Source organism: Pseudomonas sp. AN-B15, assembly GCF_019056475.1.
Taxonomy (GTDB): Bacteria; Pseudomonadota; Gammaproteobacteria; order Pseudomonadales; family Pseudomonadaceae; genus Aquipseudomonas; species Aquipseudomonas parakoreensis.
This window is the reverse complement of the sequence record NZ_CP049737.1, coordinates 5043516-5061287: the sequence shown is the minus strand read 5'-3', so window position 1 is coordinate 5061287 and position 17772 is coordinate 5043516. Positions and strand designations below refer to the sequence as shown.

Sequence of the window (17772 nt, the reverse complement as noted above, 5' to 3'; positions counted from 1 at the left end):
GAAAACCGTCCATTAATGCCAAATCGAGGGGATGAACGTGAAATTTCGCTGGCTGCTGGTGTTGGCTGTGATTCCGCTGTGGGCCCAGGCGCTTGAAATCGGTGAGCGGCTGGCGCCCTGGACGTTGCTGGATCAATACGATCAGCCGTTCACCCTCGATAACCGCACCACGACGCTGCTGGTGGCGCGCGACATGGACGGCGCCAAGCTGATCAAGCAGGCGTTGAAAGACCAGCCAGAGGGCTATCTGGAGGCGCGCCACGCCGTGTTCGTCGCTGACATCCAGCGCATGCCGGCGCTGATCGCGAAGATGTTCGCGGTTCCGGCGATGCGTGACTACAGCTATCGGGTCATGCTTGATCGTGAAGGCAGGGTGGCGTCGCGTTATCCCGGCGCCGAAGGCTCGGTGCTGTGGCTGCAACTCAAGGATGGCCGACTGCTCGAGCAGCATGAGTACACCGACGCGGCCCAACTGCACGAGGCACTGGAGAAGGCCCGCCCATGATCGGCGCCGAGTTGCTGTCACCGCAAAGCCTGACGGTCGGCTGGCTGGTCTATTTGCCAGTGCTTATCTGGGCGATCTGTCGTGCGCCGTGGGTCGAGTTGTTCAGTGACAGTCGCCGTCAGCACCTGCTGTTCGGCACCGTGTTCGCCGTGTTTTTGCTGTGGATGGTGCGCAGGGATTTCGACACCGGGGTTTCTTATCACTTCATCGGCATGACCGCCGTGACACTTTTGCTGGACTGGCCGCTGGCGATTGTCGGCGGGCTGGTGGCGCAGATGGGGTTGGTGTTGCTTGGGCGTCAGGATCTGCTGGCGGTCGGGGTCAACGGTACGTTGCTGATCCTGTTGCCGGTGTTGATCACTGAGTGCGTGGCGATCATCGTCGAGCGTGCCCAGCCGCGAAATCCGTTTGTGTATATCTTCTGTTCCGGATTCTTTGCCGCGGCGTTGTCGGCCTTGTTGTGCCTGACGTTGAGCCTGAGCCTGCTGTGGTACGACGGCCTGTTTGCCATGCCGGAATGGCTGGAAGACTTCATCGGCTACCTGTGGCTGCTGATCTTTCCCGAAGCGTTCATCAACGGCATGGTGATCAGCGCGCTGGTGGTGTTCAGTCCCGAGTGGCTGGAGACCTTCAATCGCACCCGCTACCTTTCGGCGCCGTGGAAGGACGACGATCCCAAGTCTTGATCCACATCAAATCCGTCACCCTCGCGGCATTTCATGCTCAATCAAATCCCTTCAGGAGCAGCGGCATGAGTGTTTACGAGTGGGCGAGGCAGGAAACGCGGCAGAGTCTGGAGATGGCGCTGGAGGTCGGTTTCGATCCGGGCCTGAGTTTGCGCGCCTTGCTCAGCGCGGTGGTGCAGCAGAGCAAGACGGTGCGCAACGCCGAAGACCTCGCCGACGAATTGCGCTTTCTCGCGGAAAACCTCGACGACGATCAGGACTACGGCTTCATGCGGCCCTGATCGCGATCAGTGACGCGGGTCGAAATCGCCGGAGAACATTTCGTCTTCGGCATCCGGGGCGACCGGAATCTTGTGCTCTTCGGACGCCCAGGCGCCGAGGTCGATCAGCTTGCAGCGATCGGAGCAGAACGGGCGGAATTTGTTCTCTGGGGTGAATTCCACGGGGGCGCCGCAGGTTGGGCAGTCAACGGTCGGGATTGGGCTCATGCTTGGCCTCCAGATAAAGTCAGGTAAAAGTGATGCAGACGCTCGACTTCGCTGTGCAGCCAGGCGAGGTCACGGTCGTTGACCACCACATCGTCGGCACGGCTCAGGCGGTCTTCGCGGCTCGACTGGGCCTTGAGGATCGCCTGGACCTGCTGTTCGCTGGTCTGGTCGCGCTGCAAGGTGCGGTCGATCTGCAATTGTTGCGGGGCGTCGATCACCAGGATGCGCTGGGTCATCGCGTATTGCCCGGATTCGATCAGCAGCGGTGACACCAGAATCGCATAAGGCGATTTTGCCAGCGCCAGATGGTGAGCGATTTCCTCGGCGATCAACGGATGCAGCAGGGCTTCGAGCCAGCGGCGTTCTTCCGGCACTTCAAAGATCAACTTGCGCAGGGCCGCACGGTCCAGCGTGCCATCGGCTTGCAGGACGCCGGGCCCGAAGTGTTCGGCAATCTTCGCCAGCGCCGGACGCCCCGGCTCGACCACCCAGCGCGCTGCGTGATCGGCGTCGACTACATGGATCCCGAGATCGATGAAGTGCTGGGCCGCGGCGCTTTTGCCGCTGCCGATGCCGCCGGTCAGGCCGAGAATCCAGGGTTTTTCCACAGGGGTATTCATTTCAAACCGACAAACTGCCAATAGAAGTCGGTTATTTGACCACCCCAGAGCAAGGCAATCCAGCCGGCAATTGCCAGATACGGGCCGAAGGGCATCGGCGTCGAGGTTTTCTGCTCACGCAGCCGCAGCAGAATCACCCCGACAATCGCCCCCACCAGCGACGACAGCAGAATCGTCAGCGGCAGAATCTGCCAGCCGCCCCAGGCCCCGAGCAGCGCCAGCAGTTTGAAGTCGCCGTGGCCGATGCCGTCCTTGCCGGTCAGCAGCTTGAACAGCCAGAACACCGACCACAGCGCCATGTAGCCGGCCACCGCGCCCCACAGCGCGGCGTGTAGCGAGACGAACAGCCCGAAGCTGTTGACGATCAACCCCAGCCACAACAACGGCAACACCAGTACATCGGGCAGCAACTGATGTTCGGTGTCGATCAGGCTCATCGCCAGCAGGCCCCAGGTGAGGACGATCAACAAGCCGGCCGGCCAGCCGAAACCCAGGTGCCAGGCGACGAATGCCGAGAGCAGGCCGCAAGCCAGTTCGGTCAGGGGATAACGTTTGCTGATCGGGGCGGTACACGCCGAACAGCGTCCGCGCAGCAACAGGTAGCTGAGCAGCGGAATGTTTTCCCACGGCCGAATCCGGTGGCCGCAGTGCGGACACTGGGAGTGCGGCAGCATCAGGTTGTAGGTCGGCAGTGGCGTTTCGCTCGGCAGGCCGAGGACGTCCTGTGCCTGCTGGCGCCAATCGCGCTCGAGCATTTTCGGCAGGCGCCAGACCAGCACGTTGAGGAAACTGCCCACCACCAGACCCAGCAGCAGGGCGGTGCACACAAAGGCCAGCGGATACAGACTGAAGAGTTGGTCGATAGGCATGTCAGATCGCTGAGCCGAGCTGGAAAATCGGCAGGTACATGGCCACGACCAGCCCGCCGACGATGACCCCGAGCACCACCATGATGAACGGCTCCATCAGGCTGGTGAGGTTGTCGACCATGTTATCCACTTCGTCCTCATAAAAACCGGCGACCTTGTCGAGCATGTCATCCAGCGCGCCCGATTCCTCACCGATCGCGGTCATCTGTACCGCCATGTTCGGGAACACCCCGGTGCTGCGCATGGAAAAATTCAGCTGCATACCGGTGGCGACGTCCTGGCGGATACGCAGCACTGCACGTTTGAACACCACGTTGCCGGTGGCGCCGGCCACCGAATCCAGTGCCTCCACCAGCGGTACGCCAGCGGCGAAGGTGGTCGACAAGGTGCGGGCGAATCGCGCCACCGCCGATTTGTACATCAGCGTACCCACCAGCGGCAGCTTCAGCAGCCAGGTGTCTTTACGGTCGCGCAACGCCTGGGATTTTTTCAGTGCATGACGGATGCCGAACACTGCTGCAATCAGGGCGCCGAGCACCGCCCACCACCATTGCTGCATGAACTCGGAGATACTGATCACCATCAGCGTGAAGGCCGGCAGTTCAGCGCCAAAACCGGAAAATACCGCCTGAAACTGCGGCACCACTTTCACCAGCAAAATCCCCGTGACCACCATCGCCACCAGCACCACGGCTGTGGGGTAGGTCATGGCTTTCTTGATCTTGGCCTTGAGCGCTTCGCTTTTTTCCTTATAGGTTGCGACTCGTTCGAGCAACGTATCGAGTGCACCGGATTGCTCGCCGGCATCCACCAGGTTGCAATACAGCTCATCGAAATACTGCGGCTTCTTGCGCAGGGCGGCGGCGAAGCTGTTGCCGGCCGCCACCTCTTGCTTCACTTCGTCCACCAGTTTGCGCATCGCCGGGTTGTCGAAGCCTTCGCCAATGATGTCGAACGACTGCAACAACGGCACGCCAGCCTTCATCATGGTTGCCATCTGCCGGGTGAACAGGGCGATGTCCTGGGCCTTGATGCGTTTGCCGAGGCTGAGCAAGGAGGTGGATTTCTTGCGCACCTTGCCGGGGTTGATGCCTTGTTTGCGCAGCTGGGCCTTGATCAGCGCAGGGTTCTGCCCGCTCAACTCGCCCGTGACCTTGCTGCCTTTGCGATCCGTGCCTTCCCAGGCGTAGATGCTGATTTTCGCTGCCTTGACCGCCATGTTCAGTCCTTGGTGACCCGGTTGATTTCTTCCAGGCTGGTGATGCCTTGCATGGCCTTGTGCAGGCCCGAGGTGCGCAGGTCGTCGAAGCCGTCGCGACGCATCTGGCTGTCGATTTCCAGCGAGTTGCCTTCGGCCATGATCAGCCGCTGCAGCTCGGAGGTGTTTTTCACCACTTCATAAATCCCCACGCGTCCCTTGTAGCCGCCGTTGCAGTGATCGCAACCGACCGGCTCGTAGATCGTGAAATTGCCGATCTGTTCCGGAGGGAAACCTTCCTTGATCAGCGTTTCGCGGGGGATTTCGATCGGTTTCTTGCAGTGGTTGCACAGCTTGCGCGCCAGGCGCTGGGCGATGATCAGGCTCACCGAGGTGGCGATGTTGAACCCGGGAATGCCCATGTTGTGCAGGCGGGTCAGGGTTTCGGCGGCGCTGTTGGTGTGCAGCGTGGACAGCACCAGGTGGCCGGTCTGTGCGGCCTTGATCGCGATTTCGGCAGTTTCCAGGTCGCGGATCTCGCCGACCATGATCACGTCCGGGTCCTGCCGCAGAAACGAACGCAGGGCCTGGGCAAAATCCAGACCCTGTTTCGGATTGACGTTGACCTGGTTGATGCCTTCCATGTTGATTTCCACCGGGTCTTCGGCGGTGGAAATGTTGATGTCGACGGTATTGAGAATATTCAGGCCGGTGTACAGCGACACGGTTTTCCCCGAGCCGGTCGGCCCGGTCACCAGAATCATGCCCTGCGGCTGCTTGAGCGCCGCCATGTACAGGTCTTTCTGCGCCGGTTCGTAACCCAATGCATCGATGCCGATCTGCGCGCTGGACGGATCGAGGATCCGGATCACCACTTTTTCGCCCCACAGCGTCGGCAGGGTGTTGACCCGAAAGTCGATCGACTTGGTCTTCGACAGGCGCATCTTGATCCGCCCGTCCTGCGGTTTGCGGCGTTCCGAGATATCCAGGCTGGCCATGACCTTCAGGCGTGCGGCGATCCGCCCGGCCAACTGGATCGGCGGTTTGGCCACCTCGCGCAGGATGCCGTCGGTGCGCACACGCACCCGGAAATTTTTCTCGTAGGGTTCGAAGTGCAGGTCGGAGGAGCCACTCTTGATTGCGTCGAGCAGCATCTTGTGCACGAAGCGCACGACCGGCGCGTCATCGGCGTCGAGCCCGCCGATGGCGTCCTGGCGGCTGTCGTCGACGGACTCGACGTCTACGCCGTCGAGATCGACGTCGGCCATGTCTTCGAGGCCGCTGGCGTGGGTGTCGAAGAATTTCTCGATGGCCTCGGTGAGCTTGTCGTCCTCCACCAGAATGGCTTCGGTGCTCAGCCCGGTGCTGAACTGGATGTCATTGATCGCCTGATGATTGCTCGGGTCGGAAATGCCCACGAACAGCTTGTTGCCACGGCGCCACAAGGGCAGGGCGTGGTGCTGGCGCACCAGTTTTTCACTGACCAGGCCTTTGGGCTGGGTTTCCTTGTCCAGGCAATTGAGGTCCATGAAGGCCATGCCGAAATGCTCGGAAGCGATCTCGGCCACCTGTGAGCTCTTCACCAGTTTGTTCTGCACCAGGTAGCTGACCAGCGACAGCCGATTGCGCTGCGCCTGTTGCCAGGCCTGCTGGGCGCTTTTTTCCGTGAGCAGTTCGGCCTGCACCAATTGCTTGGCCAGACCGCTCAGAGCGATGTCATTCATGGGAATTCCGGAAGCTGACAGTTCATGACTTATAGCCTAGTCAAGTGACAGCGCCAAACACCCTCGGTGCAGGTGACAAAAAGTGTCAGATAGTGCGGTTAGAGGTTGTAGGAAAGCGCGATATCGCGTGTTGATGCCCAGCGCACGGGGTCTGCAGGCGGTTGGCATGGCCTGTGCTGAGCTCTTTGCAGATCATGAGATTCCGACTCATGCATGGAGAGCCTGTCTATGAACAACCAAAAAGGTTTCACCCTGATCGAGCTGCTGATCGTGGTGGCGATCATCGGGATTCTGGCGACGATTGCCCTGCCGCAGTATTCGAAGTATCAGGCGCGATCAAAAGTGACTGCGGGGCTGGCGGAGATCAGTGCGATGAAGGTGCCGTTTGAGGACACCATCAATCAAGGTACCGCTCCGGATATAACCGCTGTGAATGGCGGTACAACCACCACCTCCAACTGTACGGTGGCGGTTACAGGCACAGCGGCGACGGGAGCGGGCAGCATCAGCTGCACGCTGCTCAACGCGCCGGGACCGGTACTGGGCAAAACCATCACGCTTACTCGTTCGGGCGCTGCTACGGGTAATACCTCTGGTGTGTGGACCTGTACCACGACAGTCAATCCCGATTACTCGCCAAAAGGCTGCACTGCCAGCGGCACTTGATGCGATGGCCTGATTGGCAAGTGCCCCGCTTTGCGGGGCATTTTTTTGTCTTTTGACGCTGGAAAAAAGCTTCAAGAATTTCAGCGTGTTAGGAACTTTCCGAAAAGCCGCAACTTGCATGTCGATAATGCACTTGTCATGCAAATTGCATGATTTCGAAAATTTGCTGAGTTCGTAACTATTTGATTTACAACGATTTATTGCCTTTCGAAAAGTTGGCACAGCGTTCGCAATATACCCAGTAACCCTGCTGACAAGACAACCAGCAGACTTTCCAGAAAAACAGGAGTTACTCGTATGAAGAAGTTCGCTATCACTGCCGCTGCTGCTACCGCGCTGACCCTGACCATGGCTTCCGGTGCCTTTGCACAATCCACCCAGGCTACTCAGGCTCCAATGACTCTGGCTGCTGGTGAAATGACCAAGGCTAAAGAAGCTACTTCCGATACCTGGATCACTACCAAAGTCAAAAGCGACCTGGTAACCGAAAAAGGCATTCCTGGTACCGACATCAAAGTCGAAACCAACAAGGGTGTGGTTTCCCTGTCTTCTGACGTCGCTGTCACCGAAGCTCAGAAAACCACCGCTGTGAACATCACCAAGAAAATCAAAGGCGTCAAAGCGGTCTCCGCTGACGGCCTGAAAGCCGAGTAAGGCATGACTTCTCGCCTGGACCGGGAGAAGACGCGACAGACGGGCCGAGCAATACGTCTGCCGCAACTTTAGAGTTCATGCGAACGGTCACACGGATGTGACCATTACGGGCCCCGGCACTTGTGTCGGGGCCTGTTCTATTTGCTAGAAGCAAAAGATCGCAGCCTCCGGCAGCGCCTACAGGGAATGCATTTCACTGTAGAAGCTGCCGGAGGCTGCGATCTTTTGATCTTTCAGTTACCGCGCTTGCTGTTGATCTGCCGCAGGCGATTGCCTTCAAAGCGCAGGTATTGATACATGCCGTTGCTCGGGCCGTAGGTCCATTCCTCGACCTGAAATTCTTCGCGGCGGTTGGCGCTGCGCTTGTAGCCGAGGACATCGCGGCTGACCGGTTCGCCACACTTCTGCAGCACTTCGCTGGCACGGTCGCCGAGACTGACCAGTTGGCTGCCACAACGCAGCGTGTCGGAGGCCAGCGCAGGGCTGGCGGCGAGCAGCAGCGTCAAAGCCACCCGCCATTTGCGGTTCATCATTCGGCGTCCAGGTGCATTTGCGTCACGACCCGGCCATCGCTCTCGGCCTCGCCCAGATTGGCATCGATGAAGTACACCCGGTCATCCGCCAGTTGGCCCTTGTCGACCAGATAGTCCTTGATGCTGCTGGCGCGTTCCTGTCCCAACTGGCGCAGCAGGACATCGCTGGAGCTCCAGAACTTGATCACGCCGTCACGCATTTTCGCCGTGCGTTCTTCCTTGCCCAGATCTTTCCATTCGGCCGGTGGCTGGGTTTTCAGACGGGTGCGGTAGATGCCTTCGAGCAACGGGCCTTTCTCGTTCTCCGGCACTTGCAGCAGGGAAGCCTGGGCCGGCACCTTGTCGCCACGGCGCTGGAGCATCTTGTAGTAGTTGTACTGGTATTCGCGCTCCAGACGCTGTTCGGCCAGCAGCGGACCGTCGCTGCTTTGCGCGGCGGTGCCTTCGATCTCCAGGCGCAGGGCCGGACGTTCCTTGAGCGCCTGGGACAGTTTGTCCAGCGCTGATTCGGCGTCTTTGCTCAGGTCGCTCGACCCGGGTGCAAAGGACACGGTGCCGAGGTCTTCGGAACCGCCACCGCTGACCAGTCCGCCAATCAGCTTGAACGGCGCGGCAGCGGCTTTGACGATCAGATTGCGCAGGGTCTGCCAGACAATCGGCATTACGCTGAATTGCGGGTTGTTGAGGTCGCCGGTGACCGGCAGTTCGATGGAAATCTTGCCATCGACGTCCTTGAGCAGGGCAATCGCCAGTTTCAACGGCAGGCTCACGGCATCCGGGCTGTCGACTTTCTCGCCGAGTTGCAGCTGCTCGACCACCACTTTGTTTTCAGCCTTCAACTGGCCCTTGGTGATCAGGTAGTGCAGGTCGAGATTGAGCCGACCCTTGCGGATGCGATAGCCGGCGAATTTGCCGGAATACGGGGTGAGCGTGGTCAGTTCGACGCGTTTGAAACTGGTAGCGATATCGAGGCTGGCCATCGGGTCGAACGGATTGACCGCACCTTTGATGGTCACCGGCGCATAGCGGTCGACCTTGCCCTTGACGTCGACGCTGGCCGGTTTCGCCTGACGGCTGTCGATGGTGCCGATCTGGCCGTTGAGTTGCTGGATTGCCGTGGCGAAGTTCGGGGTCAGGCTGAAGTCGGCGAAGTTGGCCGAGCCGTCGTTGATCGCAATCGCGCCGATGTGAATGCCCAGTGGTTTGTCTTTACTGGCCGGTTTCGCCGCTGCGGTTTTCGCACCACTGTCGGCGGGCTGCGGGATCAGCAGGTCGTCGATGTTGGTGGTGCGGTCATCGTTGATCATGAACCGCACATACGGCTGGAACAGGTTGACCTTGTCAATCGACACACTGTCACCGTGTTGATAGTTGATGCCTTCAACCACCACTTGCTGCCATTTGAGGAAGTCGCGGGTTTTCAGGGTGTCGAGGGTGTGCAGTTGATCGATCTGCGCGCGCCCGGTAACGCTGAGTGCCAGTGGCTCGGTGCTCTTGAGGTTGACCTTGAGGTCACTGCCGAGCATGCCGCTGCGCAGTTCCAGACGAATGAACGGATTGATGTAGGACTGCGCGACACGCAGGTCGATGTCCTGGGTCTTCACGTTGAGCTGGGCGGTAACCGGTGCGAGGTTGACCACGCCGTCGGCGTTGATCTTGCCTTGTTTGCCCAGACCGCTGTCGAGTCTGACCTTGAAAGGCGAACCGTTGAGGCTGTCAAAATCCTGCAGGTCGATATTCAGCGGCGTCACATCCAGCGCCACCGGCGGGTTGGCCGAACGGTCGGCGAGATGCACGGTGTAGTTGCGCAACTGCACATCCTTGAGCAGCACCTGCCAGGGCTTGCTCGACGCCGCCGGTTCTTTCGGCGAGTCGGCGGCGGCCGGAGTGGTCTTGGGTTCGGCGGCGGCCTTGGCGGCAGGTTTTGACGGCTGACTGGCGAACAGTTTCTGCCAGTCGAGCTGGCCGTCGGCCTCGAGCGCGGCCCAGGTTTCCAGTTTGTTGCTGCGGATCTTGCCGACCACCACTTGCTGTTTGGCCAGGTCCAGCGAGGTTTCGCTGACATCGAGGCGTTCGAGTCTGGCCAGCGGACGTCCGTCCGGCGCCTTGATTGCGAACGGCGCAATATTCACCGCGACGTTGTTCAGCAGCAGTTCGGTTTGTTTCGACAGATTCAGTTTGTACTCGGTGCTGAGGTTGATCACGCCGTCTTCGAGCACCAGCGGCAGCGCGTCACGCACATAGGGCCAGAAGGATTTCATCTTGCCGTCGGTGACCTTCAGGGTTCCTTCAGAGGTGAAAGGGATCAGGCTGAAGTTGCCCTTCCAGTCGATCTGCCCACCGGCCGGGCCGGCAGCCACCAGGGTCATGTCGGCATTGTCTTCGGGCAGGGTGCTGAGGTTTTTCAGTTCGAAGTCGAGTTTGTCGTAAAGGAACTCGATGGGCTCGCTCGGCCGCGCGTCCTCGAAATGCACGTTGCCGCCGGCCAGCTGAATGCGGTCGATGCGCAGCGGGAACGGCTTGGCATTCGGATCGGCCGGGGTCGGCTCGCTGGCGGGAATCTTGAACAGGCCGAGCAGATTGAGCTGGCCGTCCTTGGCGAAGAGAATTTCAGTCTTGGGCTTGTCCAGCTCGATATCGGCCAAGTGCAGTGCTTTGGTCCACAGGCTGTCCAGTTGCAGGTTGGCGTACAGCCGCTCGAAGCCGACCTGCTCCTTGCCCGGCTCACCGACGACCAGGCCCCACAGGGTGACTTCAAGGCTGAACGGATTGAGCTCGATGCGCTGAATATGCGCTGGCACCGTGGCGTAGTTCGCCAGTTGCTGGTTGGCAATGCGCAGGGCAATGCCCGGCAAAATCAGAAACCCCAGCAGGCTGTAGAGGGCCAGAGCAGTCAACAAGGCGCCAATCGCGCGAATCAATCCTTTGGGCATTTGCGGCTTCATCTGTCTGAATCGGAGTGCCTTGGAGTATGGCACGCGATTCTGGTTCCGAAGTACATCGTGGGGGGCAGGATTGTTCAGATTCTTCTGTAGGACCAAGACACTGTGGGAGCGAGCTTGCTCGCGAAGGCTGCGGATCAGTCGAGAAATATGCTGACTGACGCGCCGCCTTCGCGAGCAAGCTCGCTCCCACATTGGATGGTTGCCAGTCCCGCAGGGGGGTTACAGCTGCAGGATCAGGGTCTTCAGCGGTGGCTGTTGATCCAGCGACGGGAAGTCGGCGCCCGGGGTCATCACGCTCCAGTCGCGGACCGGTCGCCCGGCCTTCTCGGCACAACGCAGCACCTGTTCACGCCAGTCGTCCATGCTGACTTTCGCCAGGTTGTTGCAGCAGATCAGCACGCCGTTGTCGGCGGTGGTCAGCAGCGCCGGTTTGAGCAGGCTTTGATAGTCGCGCAGCAGGTCGACGGTGCCGAATGCGCTCTTGGCCCAGGCCGGAGGATCGAGCAGCACCAGATCGTATTGGCGCTGTTCGAGGCGCTGATAGCTCGGCAGTTTCTGCCCGCGCCGCTGGCTGATCGGCAGCCCGGCGAGCTGACGGATCGCCGGGAAATAATCGGACTGGATAAATTGCATCTCGGGCAATTGCGGGTTGAGCAGGCCGTTCTCACGGCCGACCGCCAGATTGCCTTCGGCGAAATCCAGATTGCACACCTCGCGCGCTCCACCGGCAGCGGCACTCAGACCAACGCCGCAGGTGTAGGCAAAGAGGTTGAGCACGCGCTTGCCCTTGGCGTGATCCTTGACCCAGCCACGGGTGTTGCGCAGGTCGAGGAACAGCAGCGGATCCTGGCCGGCATGCCGCCCGCGCACGCGGTAGTTCAGGCCCCATTCGTGACCGACCAGATCCGCCAGCGCGGCGTCATCGGCTTTGTAGACATTGTCTTCGCGGTCGATCCGCGAGTTGCCGCGGGAGCGGTCGTTGTAGACCAGCAGGGTGTCAAACCCCAGGGTCTGGTTGACCATGGCGTGCAGTTGCAGCAGGTCGTCACGCTCCAGCGTCTGGTGAAAGCTCTGCACCAGCAGTTGCGGACCATAGCGGTCGACGGTCAGGCCGCCGGCGCCTTCCTGGCTGCCGTGGAACAGCCGATAGCAATCGGTACCCTGGTTGTGCAGCTCAGCGAGCAGATCCTGGCGTTTATCGAGGGCGGCGCGCAGCGCCTGATTCAAGGAAGACATGCGTGCGCCTTGCTGGTGAGAATGGGGGCGCGGGAGTTTAGCAGCTTGGCGGGCAATCGAGTTGTGCCCTTCGCGAGCAGGCCGCTCCCACACAGGATCTATGCTGCAAATCAATCTCCTGTGGGAGCGAGCCTGCTCGCGAAGCTTTCAGGTCAGCAAACCCATCCGACGTTTGGCCCGCTGCACCGAACCATTGCGCATCGCCCAGCGCAGCATCGGTGCACTGCGCTTGACGCTGGCGCGGATCAGCTGGCGTTGCAGCGGATTCTGCCGTATGCCGAACATGGCGCTGGCCCAGTCCGGCAGCAAGTCGATACCGGCCTTCATCATCAGGTCGCCAAAAGGTCGGGCCAGCACGCTTGGGGCCGGGGCGTCGAGCAGCAGGCGCAGGACTTCGCGGCTGCGCTCATCACAGAGCAGTTGCGGGCGCATGCGTTGCAGATAGTCGGCCACGGCCTGCCGCGATTTCGGCACGTCCCGCGCACCCAGGCGCTCGGCGACCACGGCGATTTCTGCGTAGTAGTGATCCTGATCCGCCCCCGATAATTGCGGGTTGCGGTAACGCAGATGCGCGGCAAGAAAGTGACTGACCTCGGCTACGTGCACCCAGGTCAGCAGGTCCGGATCGCTGGCCGCATACGGTCGGCCGTCCGGCGCGATACCGACCACTTGCAGGTGAATGGTGCGCACTTTGTCAATCAGCCATTCGGCGTCGCGGCGCGAGCCGAACGTGGTGCCGGAAACAAATTGACTGGTGCGGCGCAAACGCCCGAGCATGTCCTGACGAAAATTCGAATGATCCCAGACCCCGGCCAGCGCCAGCGGATGCAGCGCTTGCAGCAACAATGCGCTGATGCCGCCGATCAGCATGCTGCTGAAATCGCCGTGCACTTGCCAACTGATCGAGTCCGGCCCGAACAGCCCGGGATCGCCCTTGGGGTTTTCCAGATCGAGCTGACCGAGGGACAGCCCGGTCAGGCTCATGAGTTGGTTTTCGATACGGCTGCGGATGAATTCCATGACAACTCATAGATGATGAACGGGCGCGGCCGGGTGACCGCGCCACGGATGTTACTGATTGAGGCGCTTGTCGATCAAACCTTGCACCACGCTCGGATCGGCCAGGGTCGAGGTGTCACCGAGGCTGTCGAGTTCGTTGCAGGCGATCTTGCGCAAGATACGCCGCATGATTTTGCCCGAGCGGGTTTTCGGCAAGGCCGGCGCCCACTGGATCAGGTCCGGTTTGGCGAAGCTGCCGATTTCCTTGCTGACATGGGCCAGCAGTTCTTTCTTCAGCTCATCGCTCGGCTCGAAGCCGTTCATGGGGGTGACGAAGGCGTAGATGCCCTGGCCTTTGACGTCGTGCGGGTAACCGACCACAGCGGCTTCGGCGATGCTGTCGTGCAGCACCAGCGCGCTTTCCACTTCGGCGGTGCCGATGCGGTGGCCGGAGACGTTGATCACGTCATCGATGCGCCCGGTGATCCAGTAATCGCCGTCCTCGTCGCGGCGTGCGCCGTCACCGGTGAAGTAATAGCCGGGGTAGGGTTTGAAATAGGTGTCGACCATCCGTTTCGGGTCGCCGTAGACGCTGCGGATCTGCGCCGGCCAACTCGACTTGATCGCGAGCACGCCGCTGCCGGTGCCTTTGATTTCCTTGCCGTGTTCATCGAGCAGCACCGGTTGCACGCCGAACATCGGCTGCGTGGCGCAACCCGGTTTGATCCGCTGGGCACTGACCAGCGGGCTGAGCATGATGCCGCCGGTTTCGGTCTGCCACCAGGTATCGACAATCGGGCAGCGCTGTTCACCGACCACGTTGAAATACCATTCCCACGCTTCCGGGTTGATCGGCTCACCGACACTGCCGAGCAATCTGAGGCTTTGGCGCGACGTTTCCTGCAACGGCCCGGCACCTTCGCGCATCAGCGCGCGCAGGGCGGTCGGCGCGGTGTAGAAAATGTTGACCTGGTGTTTGTCGATCACCTGCCAGAAGCGCGACGTGCTCGGATAACTCGGCACGCCTTCGAAAATCAGCGTGGTCGCGCCATTGGCCAGCGGACCGTAGACGATGTAGCTGTGGCCGGTGACCCAGCCGACGTCGGCGGTGCACCAGAACACTTCGCCCTCGCGGTAATCGAGCACGTACTTGAAGGTCATCGCCGCTTGCAGCAGGTAGCCACCGGTGGTGTGCAGCACGCCCTTGGGTTTGCCGGTGCTGCCGGAGGTGTAGAGGATGAACAGCGGATCTTCGGCGTCCATCGGCTCCGGCGGGCAGTCATCGCTGACGTCACGCACGGCCTGGTGATACCAGAGGTCACGGCCCTCGACCCAATCGACCTTGCCTTGAGTGCGTTCGACGACGATGACGGTGCTGACGTCCGGGCAACTGTGCAGGGCCTTGTCGACGTTTTGCTTGAGCGGTACGAATTTGCCGCCGCGCACGCCCTCATCGGCAGTGATCACCGTGCGGCAGTCGGCGTCGAGGATACGGTCGCGCAAGGAGTCCGGGGAGAAGCCACCGAACACCACCGAGTGAATCGCGCCGATCCGCGCGCAGGCGAGCATCGCGTAGGCCGCCTCGGGGATCATCGGCATGTAGATGCACACCCGGTCGCCTTTTTTCACGCCGCGGCTTTTCAGGACGTTGGCCAGGCGGCAGACATGATGGTGGAGTTTTTTGTAAGTGATCTGCGCCGATTCGGCAGGGTCGTCGCCTTCCCAGAGAATCGCGGTCTGCTCGCCGCGCTGTGCGAGGTGGCGGTCGATGCAGTTGTAGCTGACGTTCAGTTGGCCGCCGGCAAACCAGGCTGCTTCACCGGTTTTCAGGTCGTAGCGCTGAACGGTCTGCCACGGTGTGCTCCAGTCGAGAAAGCGCGTGGCCTGTTCGGCCCAGAAGGTGCTGGGGTGTTCAATCGATTCGCGGTACAGGCGCTTGTAGTCGTCCTGACTCAACTGCGCAGCCCGGCGGACGGCATCGGCTTTGGGGAACGTGCTGATATCGAACATGACGGTTCCTTATTCTTGTTGTGCGACAGGAATAAAGATGCGCCGAGCGGCCCGGAGGTTCAAGTCATCCCTGAAACAACGGTGGGAGCGAGCCTGCTCGCGAATGCGCTGCATCAGTCACAAAGATGCTGAATGACACACCGAATTCGCGAGCAGGCTCGCTCCCACATTGGAAATGGCTTGCCCACAGGATTTGTGGGCCAGCCATTCACCTCACCCGCGGTGACGACCGCGGAAGTAGTTGATCAGGCCTTGGGTGGAAGCATCGTCAGCAACGGTTTCATCGCTGCCGACCAGACGGTTGTAAACGCCTTTGCCCAATTCCTTGCCCAGTTCCACGCCCCATTGGTCGAAGGCGTTGATGCCCCAGACCACGCTCTGCACGAACACTTTGTGCTCGTACATGGCGACCAGCGCGCCGAGGCGACGTGGGCTGATGCGCTCGACCACAAGGGTGTTGCTCGGGCGGTTGCCCGGAATCACCTTGTGCGGCGCGAGTTTGCGCACTTGCTCTTCGCTCATGCCTTTTTCGCGCAGTTCGGCTTCGGCTTCCGGCAGGGTCTTGCCGAGCATCAACGCCTGGCTTTGCGACAGGCAGTTGGCGTACAGCCACTGATGGTGATCGGAGACCGGGTTGAAGCTGACGATCGGCACGATGAAGTCGGCCGGAATCAGTTGGGTGCCCTGATGCAGCAACTGGTGATACGCGTGTTGACCGTTGCAGCCGACGCCGCCCCAGATCACCGGGCCGGTATCGGTCGACACCGAGGTGCCGTCCTGACGCACGCTCTTGCCGTTGGATTCCATGTCCAGTTGTTGCAAGTGCTTGGTGATGTTGCGCAGGTAGTGGTCGTACGGCAGGATCGCGTGGCTTTGCGCGCCCCAGAAGTTGCCGTACCACACGCCGAGCAGGGCCAGCAGCACCGGCATGTTCTGTTCGAACGGTGCGCTCTGGAAATGCTGGTCCATGGTGAAGGCACCGGACAGCAGTTCCTTGAAGTTGGACATGCCGATGGCCAGGGCAATCGGCAGACCGATGGCCGACCACAGCGAGTAACGACCGCCGACCCAGTCCCACATCGGGAAGATGTTTTCTTCGCGGATGCCAAACGCGACGGCCGCCGCGTTGTTGCTCGATACCGCGATGAAGTGGCGATACAGCTCGGCTTCCGAACCACCCTGAGCCAGATACCAGGCGCGGGCGGCCTGAGCGTTTTTCAAGGTCTCGAGGGTGTTGAAGGATTTCGATGAAACGATGAACAGCGTGGTTTCGGCGCGCAGCTTCTGCGTCAGCTCGTGGAACTCACTGCCGTCGATGTTCGCCAGGTAATGGCAGCGCACGCCTTTCTGCGCATAGGACAGCAACGCTTCGGAAACCAGCTCAGGGCCGAGGAACGAGCCACCGATGCCGATGTTGACCACGTCAGTGATCGGCTTCTCGGTGTAACCACGCCACAGACCGTCGTGGATGCGGCCAACCAGATCGGTGATCTGGTTCAGCACCTTGTGAACTTCCGGCATCACGTTGACGCCATTGACCGACAGCTTGTCGCCCACCGGGCGGCGCAGGGCGGTATGCAGCGCCGGGCGGCCTTCGGAGGCGTTGACGATTTCGCCGTCGAACAGCGCTTTGATCGCGCCTTTCAGATCGACTTCATTGGCCAGGCCCACCAGCAGGTTGCGGGTCTCGGCGTTGATCAGGTTCTTCGAATAATCGAGAAACAGGCCGCAGCTGCTGAGCGTGAATTGATTAAAGCGCTGCGGATCGGCGTTGAAGGCCTCGCGCATGCTGAAATCCTGCATGGCTTGGCGGTGATCTTTCAACGCCTGCCAGGCAGGCAGAGCGGTAACGTCATGAGGAGTGCGGTAGTACGCCATCGCTGCGGTTTTCCTTTTTACTTGAACGGCCTTTTGAACACAGAACAGACCGATACGCCCTGGTTGGGCGAGGGTCAAATGCGTCGACACGATTTTTCAACGCAGGGCGAATACAGTAAACCTCGCGCTGCGATCTGTCTTGACTTCTTCTGACCTGTTCCCTGTACTTTTTTAACATCAATACCGGGAACGGGCCGACCAACGGAAGGGGAGTGGCGCGTCGAAGCGGCTCAGGCGAGCTGAACCGGAATCGCGTTGCTGGTGTGGCTCAGCTCATTGCCCGGGGCCATGTACAGCATGCGCGGTTTGAAATTGACCAGTTCCGCTTCGCTGTAATGGGCGTAGGCGCAAATGATCACGCGGTCGCCGACTTTGGCTTTATGCGCGGCTGCGCCGTTCACCGAAATCATCCGCGAACCTTCTTCGCCACGAATCGCGTAGGTGGTGAAGCGCTCGCCATTGTCGACGTTGTAAATCTGGATCTGCTCGTATTCACGGATGCCGGACAAGTCCAGCCACTCGCCATCAATGGCGCAGGAACCTTCGTAATCGAGTACCGCATGGGTGACTTCGGCGCGGTGTAGTTTGGCCTTGAGCATGATGGCGTGCATGAGGGATTTCCCGGGTTGGATGCAAACGGCGGGCAGTGTGCCCGAAGGCTTTGGGGGCGGCAATATGGTCTGTGTGGACACCAGAAACCAATGTGGGAGCGAGCCTGCTCGCGAAAGCGTCGGAACAGTCGACATCGTTGTCAACTGACA

Annotated in this window: 17 protein-coding genes; 5 read left to right on the top strand and 12 right to left on the bottom strand. The window is 60.4% G+C overall.

The annotated features are described in order from the left end of the window. Positions 1-37 precede the first annotated feature (37 nt). The 3 genes from GTQ41_RS22875 to GTQ41_RS22865 all read left to right on the top strand — a co-directional run bounded on the left by GTQ41_RS22875 (position 38) and on the right by GTQ41_RS22865 (position 1472). Positions 38-505 (top strand): hypothetical protein, encoded by a 468-nt coding sequence (locus GTQ41_RS22875; RefSeq protein WP_047296911.1) that lies wholly within the window; start codon positions 38-40, stop codon positions 503-505. Then, a complete protein-coding gene (locus GTQ41_RS22870) occupies positions 502-1191 on the top strand; it encodes an energy-coupling factor ABC transporter permease (protein ID WP_047296624.1) in 690 nt (229 codons plus the stop codon). The genes GTQ41_RS22875 and GTQ41_RS22870 overlap by 4 nt, the downstream gene beginning before the upstream one ends. 65 nt (positions 1192-1256) lie before the next feature. Continuing rightward, positions 1257-1472 (top strand): hypothetical protein, encoded by a 216-nt coding sequence (locus GTQ41_RS22865; RefSeq protein WP_041065358.1) that lies wholly within the window; start codon positions 1257-1259, stop codon positions 1470-1472. Between the two features lie 6 nt (positions 1473-1478). Here the strand turns inward: GTQ41_RS22865 and yacG are convergent, their stop codons facing one another. Genes yacG through pilB form a run of 5 tightly spaced genes read right to left on the bottom strand, consistent with a single transcriptional unit; the run spans position 1479 to position 6090 of the window. Then, positions 1479-1679, bottom strand: coding sequence for a DNA gyrase inhibitor YacG (gene yacG, locus GTQ41_RS22860; RefSeq protein ID WP_007963861.1), 201 nt, complete (start codon positions 1677-1679; stop codon positions 1479-1481). Further along, positions 1676-2299 carry a dephospho-CoA kinase gene (gene coaE / locus GTQ41_RS22855; RefSeq protein ID WP_047296622.1) on the bottom strand — a complete coding sequence of 208 codons (624 nt, stop codon included), beginning with the start codon at positions 2297-2299 and terminating at the stop codon, positions 1676-1678. Before coaE ends, yacG begins: the two co-directional genes overlap by 4 nt. Further along, positions 2296-3168: an A24 family peptidase gene (locus tag GTQ41_RS22850; protein ID WP_047296621.1), complete on the bottom strand. Its 873-nt coding sequence runs from the start codon at positions 3166-3168 to the stop codon at positions 2296-2298. Before GTQ41_RS22850 ends, coaE begins: the two co-directional genes overlap by 4 nt. 1 nt (position 3169) lies before the next feature. Beyond that, the gene (locus tag GTQ41_RS22845; protein ID WP_047296619.1) at positions 3170-4387 is read right to left on the bottom strand and encodes a type II secretion system F family protein; all 1218 of its coding nucleotides are present in this window, start codon (positions 4385-4387) and stop codon (positions 3170-3172) included. Positions 4388-4389: 2 nt separating this feature from the next. After that, positions 4390-6090 (bottom strand): type IV-A pilus assembly ATPase PilB, encoded by a 1701-nt coding sequence (gene pilB, locus GTQ41_RS22840; protein ID WP_047296617.1) that lies wholly within the window; start codon positions 6088-6090, stop codon positions 4390-4392. A gap of 228 nt (positions 6091-6318) precedes the next feature. Between pilB and GTQ41_RS22835 the strand changes: the two genes are divergently transcribed. Then, on the top strand, positions 6319-6756 hold the full coding sequence (locus GTQ41_RS22835; protein ID WP_047296615.1) for a pilin: 438 nt from the start codon (positions 6319-6321) through the stop codon (positions 6754-6756). Between the two features lie 297 nt (positions 6757-7053). Then, on the top strand, positions 7054-7410 hold the full coding sequence (locus GTQ41_RS22830) for a BON domain-containing protein (protein ID WP_007963876.1): 357 nt from the start codon (positions 7054-7056) through the stop codon (positions 7408-7410). Between the two features lie 233 nt (positions 7411-7643). Here the strand turns inward: GTQ41_RS22830 and GTQ41_RS22825 are convergent, their stop codons facing one another. The 7 genes from GTQ41_RS22825 to panD all read right to left on the bottom strand — a co-directional run bounded on the left by GTQ41_RS22825 (position 7644) and on the right by panD (position 17622). Then, the gene (locus GTQ41_RS22825) at positions 7644-7940 is read right to left on the bottom strand and encodes a DUF2845 domain-containing protein (protein WP_041065375.1); all 297 of its coding nucleotides are present in this window, start codon (positions 7938-7940) and stop codon (positions 7644-7646) included. Continuing rightward, complete coding sequence (locus GTQ41_RS22820; RefSeq protein ID WP_047296613.1) at positions 7940-10888, bottom strand: DUF748 domain-containing protein; 2949 nt, start codon at positions 10886-10888, stop codon at positions 7940-7942. The genes GTQ41_RS22825 and GTQ41_RS22820 overlap by 1 nt, the downstream gene beginning before the upstream one ends. Before the next feature lie 219 nt (positions 10889-11107). Continuing rightward, on the bottom strand, positions 11108-12124 hold the full coding sequence (locus GTQ41_RS22815) for a class I SAM-dependent rRNA methyltransferase (protein WP_047296611.1): 1017 nt from the start codon (positions 12122-12124) through the stop codon (positions 11108-11110). 147 nt (positions 12125-12271) lie between these two features. Then, complete coding sequence (locus tag GTQ41_RS22810) at positions 12272-13144, bottom strand: oxygenase MpaB family protein (RefSeq protein ID WP_047296609.1); 873 nt, start codon at positions 13142-13144, stop codon at positions 12272-12274. Positions 13145-13195: 51 nt separating this feature from the next. Next, the gene (acs, locus tag GTQ41_RS22805; RefSeq protein ID WP_217325362.1) at positions 13196-15133 is read right to left on the bottom strand and encodes an acetate--CoA ligase; all 1938 of its coding nucleotides are present in this window, start codon (positions 15131-15133) and stop codon (positions 13196-13198) included. Between the two features lie 213 nt (positions 15134-15346). Further along, positions 15347-17011, bottom strand: coding sequence for a glucose-6-phosphate isomerase (pgi, locus tag GTQ41_RS22800; protein WP_047296605.1), 1665 nt, complete (start codon positions 17009-17011; stop codon positions 15347-15349). A gap of 230 nt (positions 17012-17241) precedes the next feature. Next, positions 17242-17622: an aspartate 1-decarboxylase gene (gene panD, locus GTQ41_RS22795; RefSeq protein ID WP_003205654.1), complete on the bottom strand. Its 381-nt coding sequence runs from the start codon at positions 17620-17622 to the stop codon at positions 17242-17244. Positions 17623-17772: the final 150 nt, after the last annotated feature.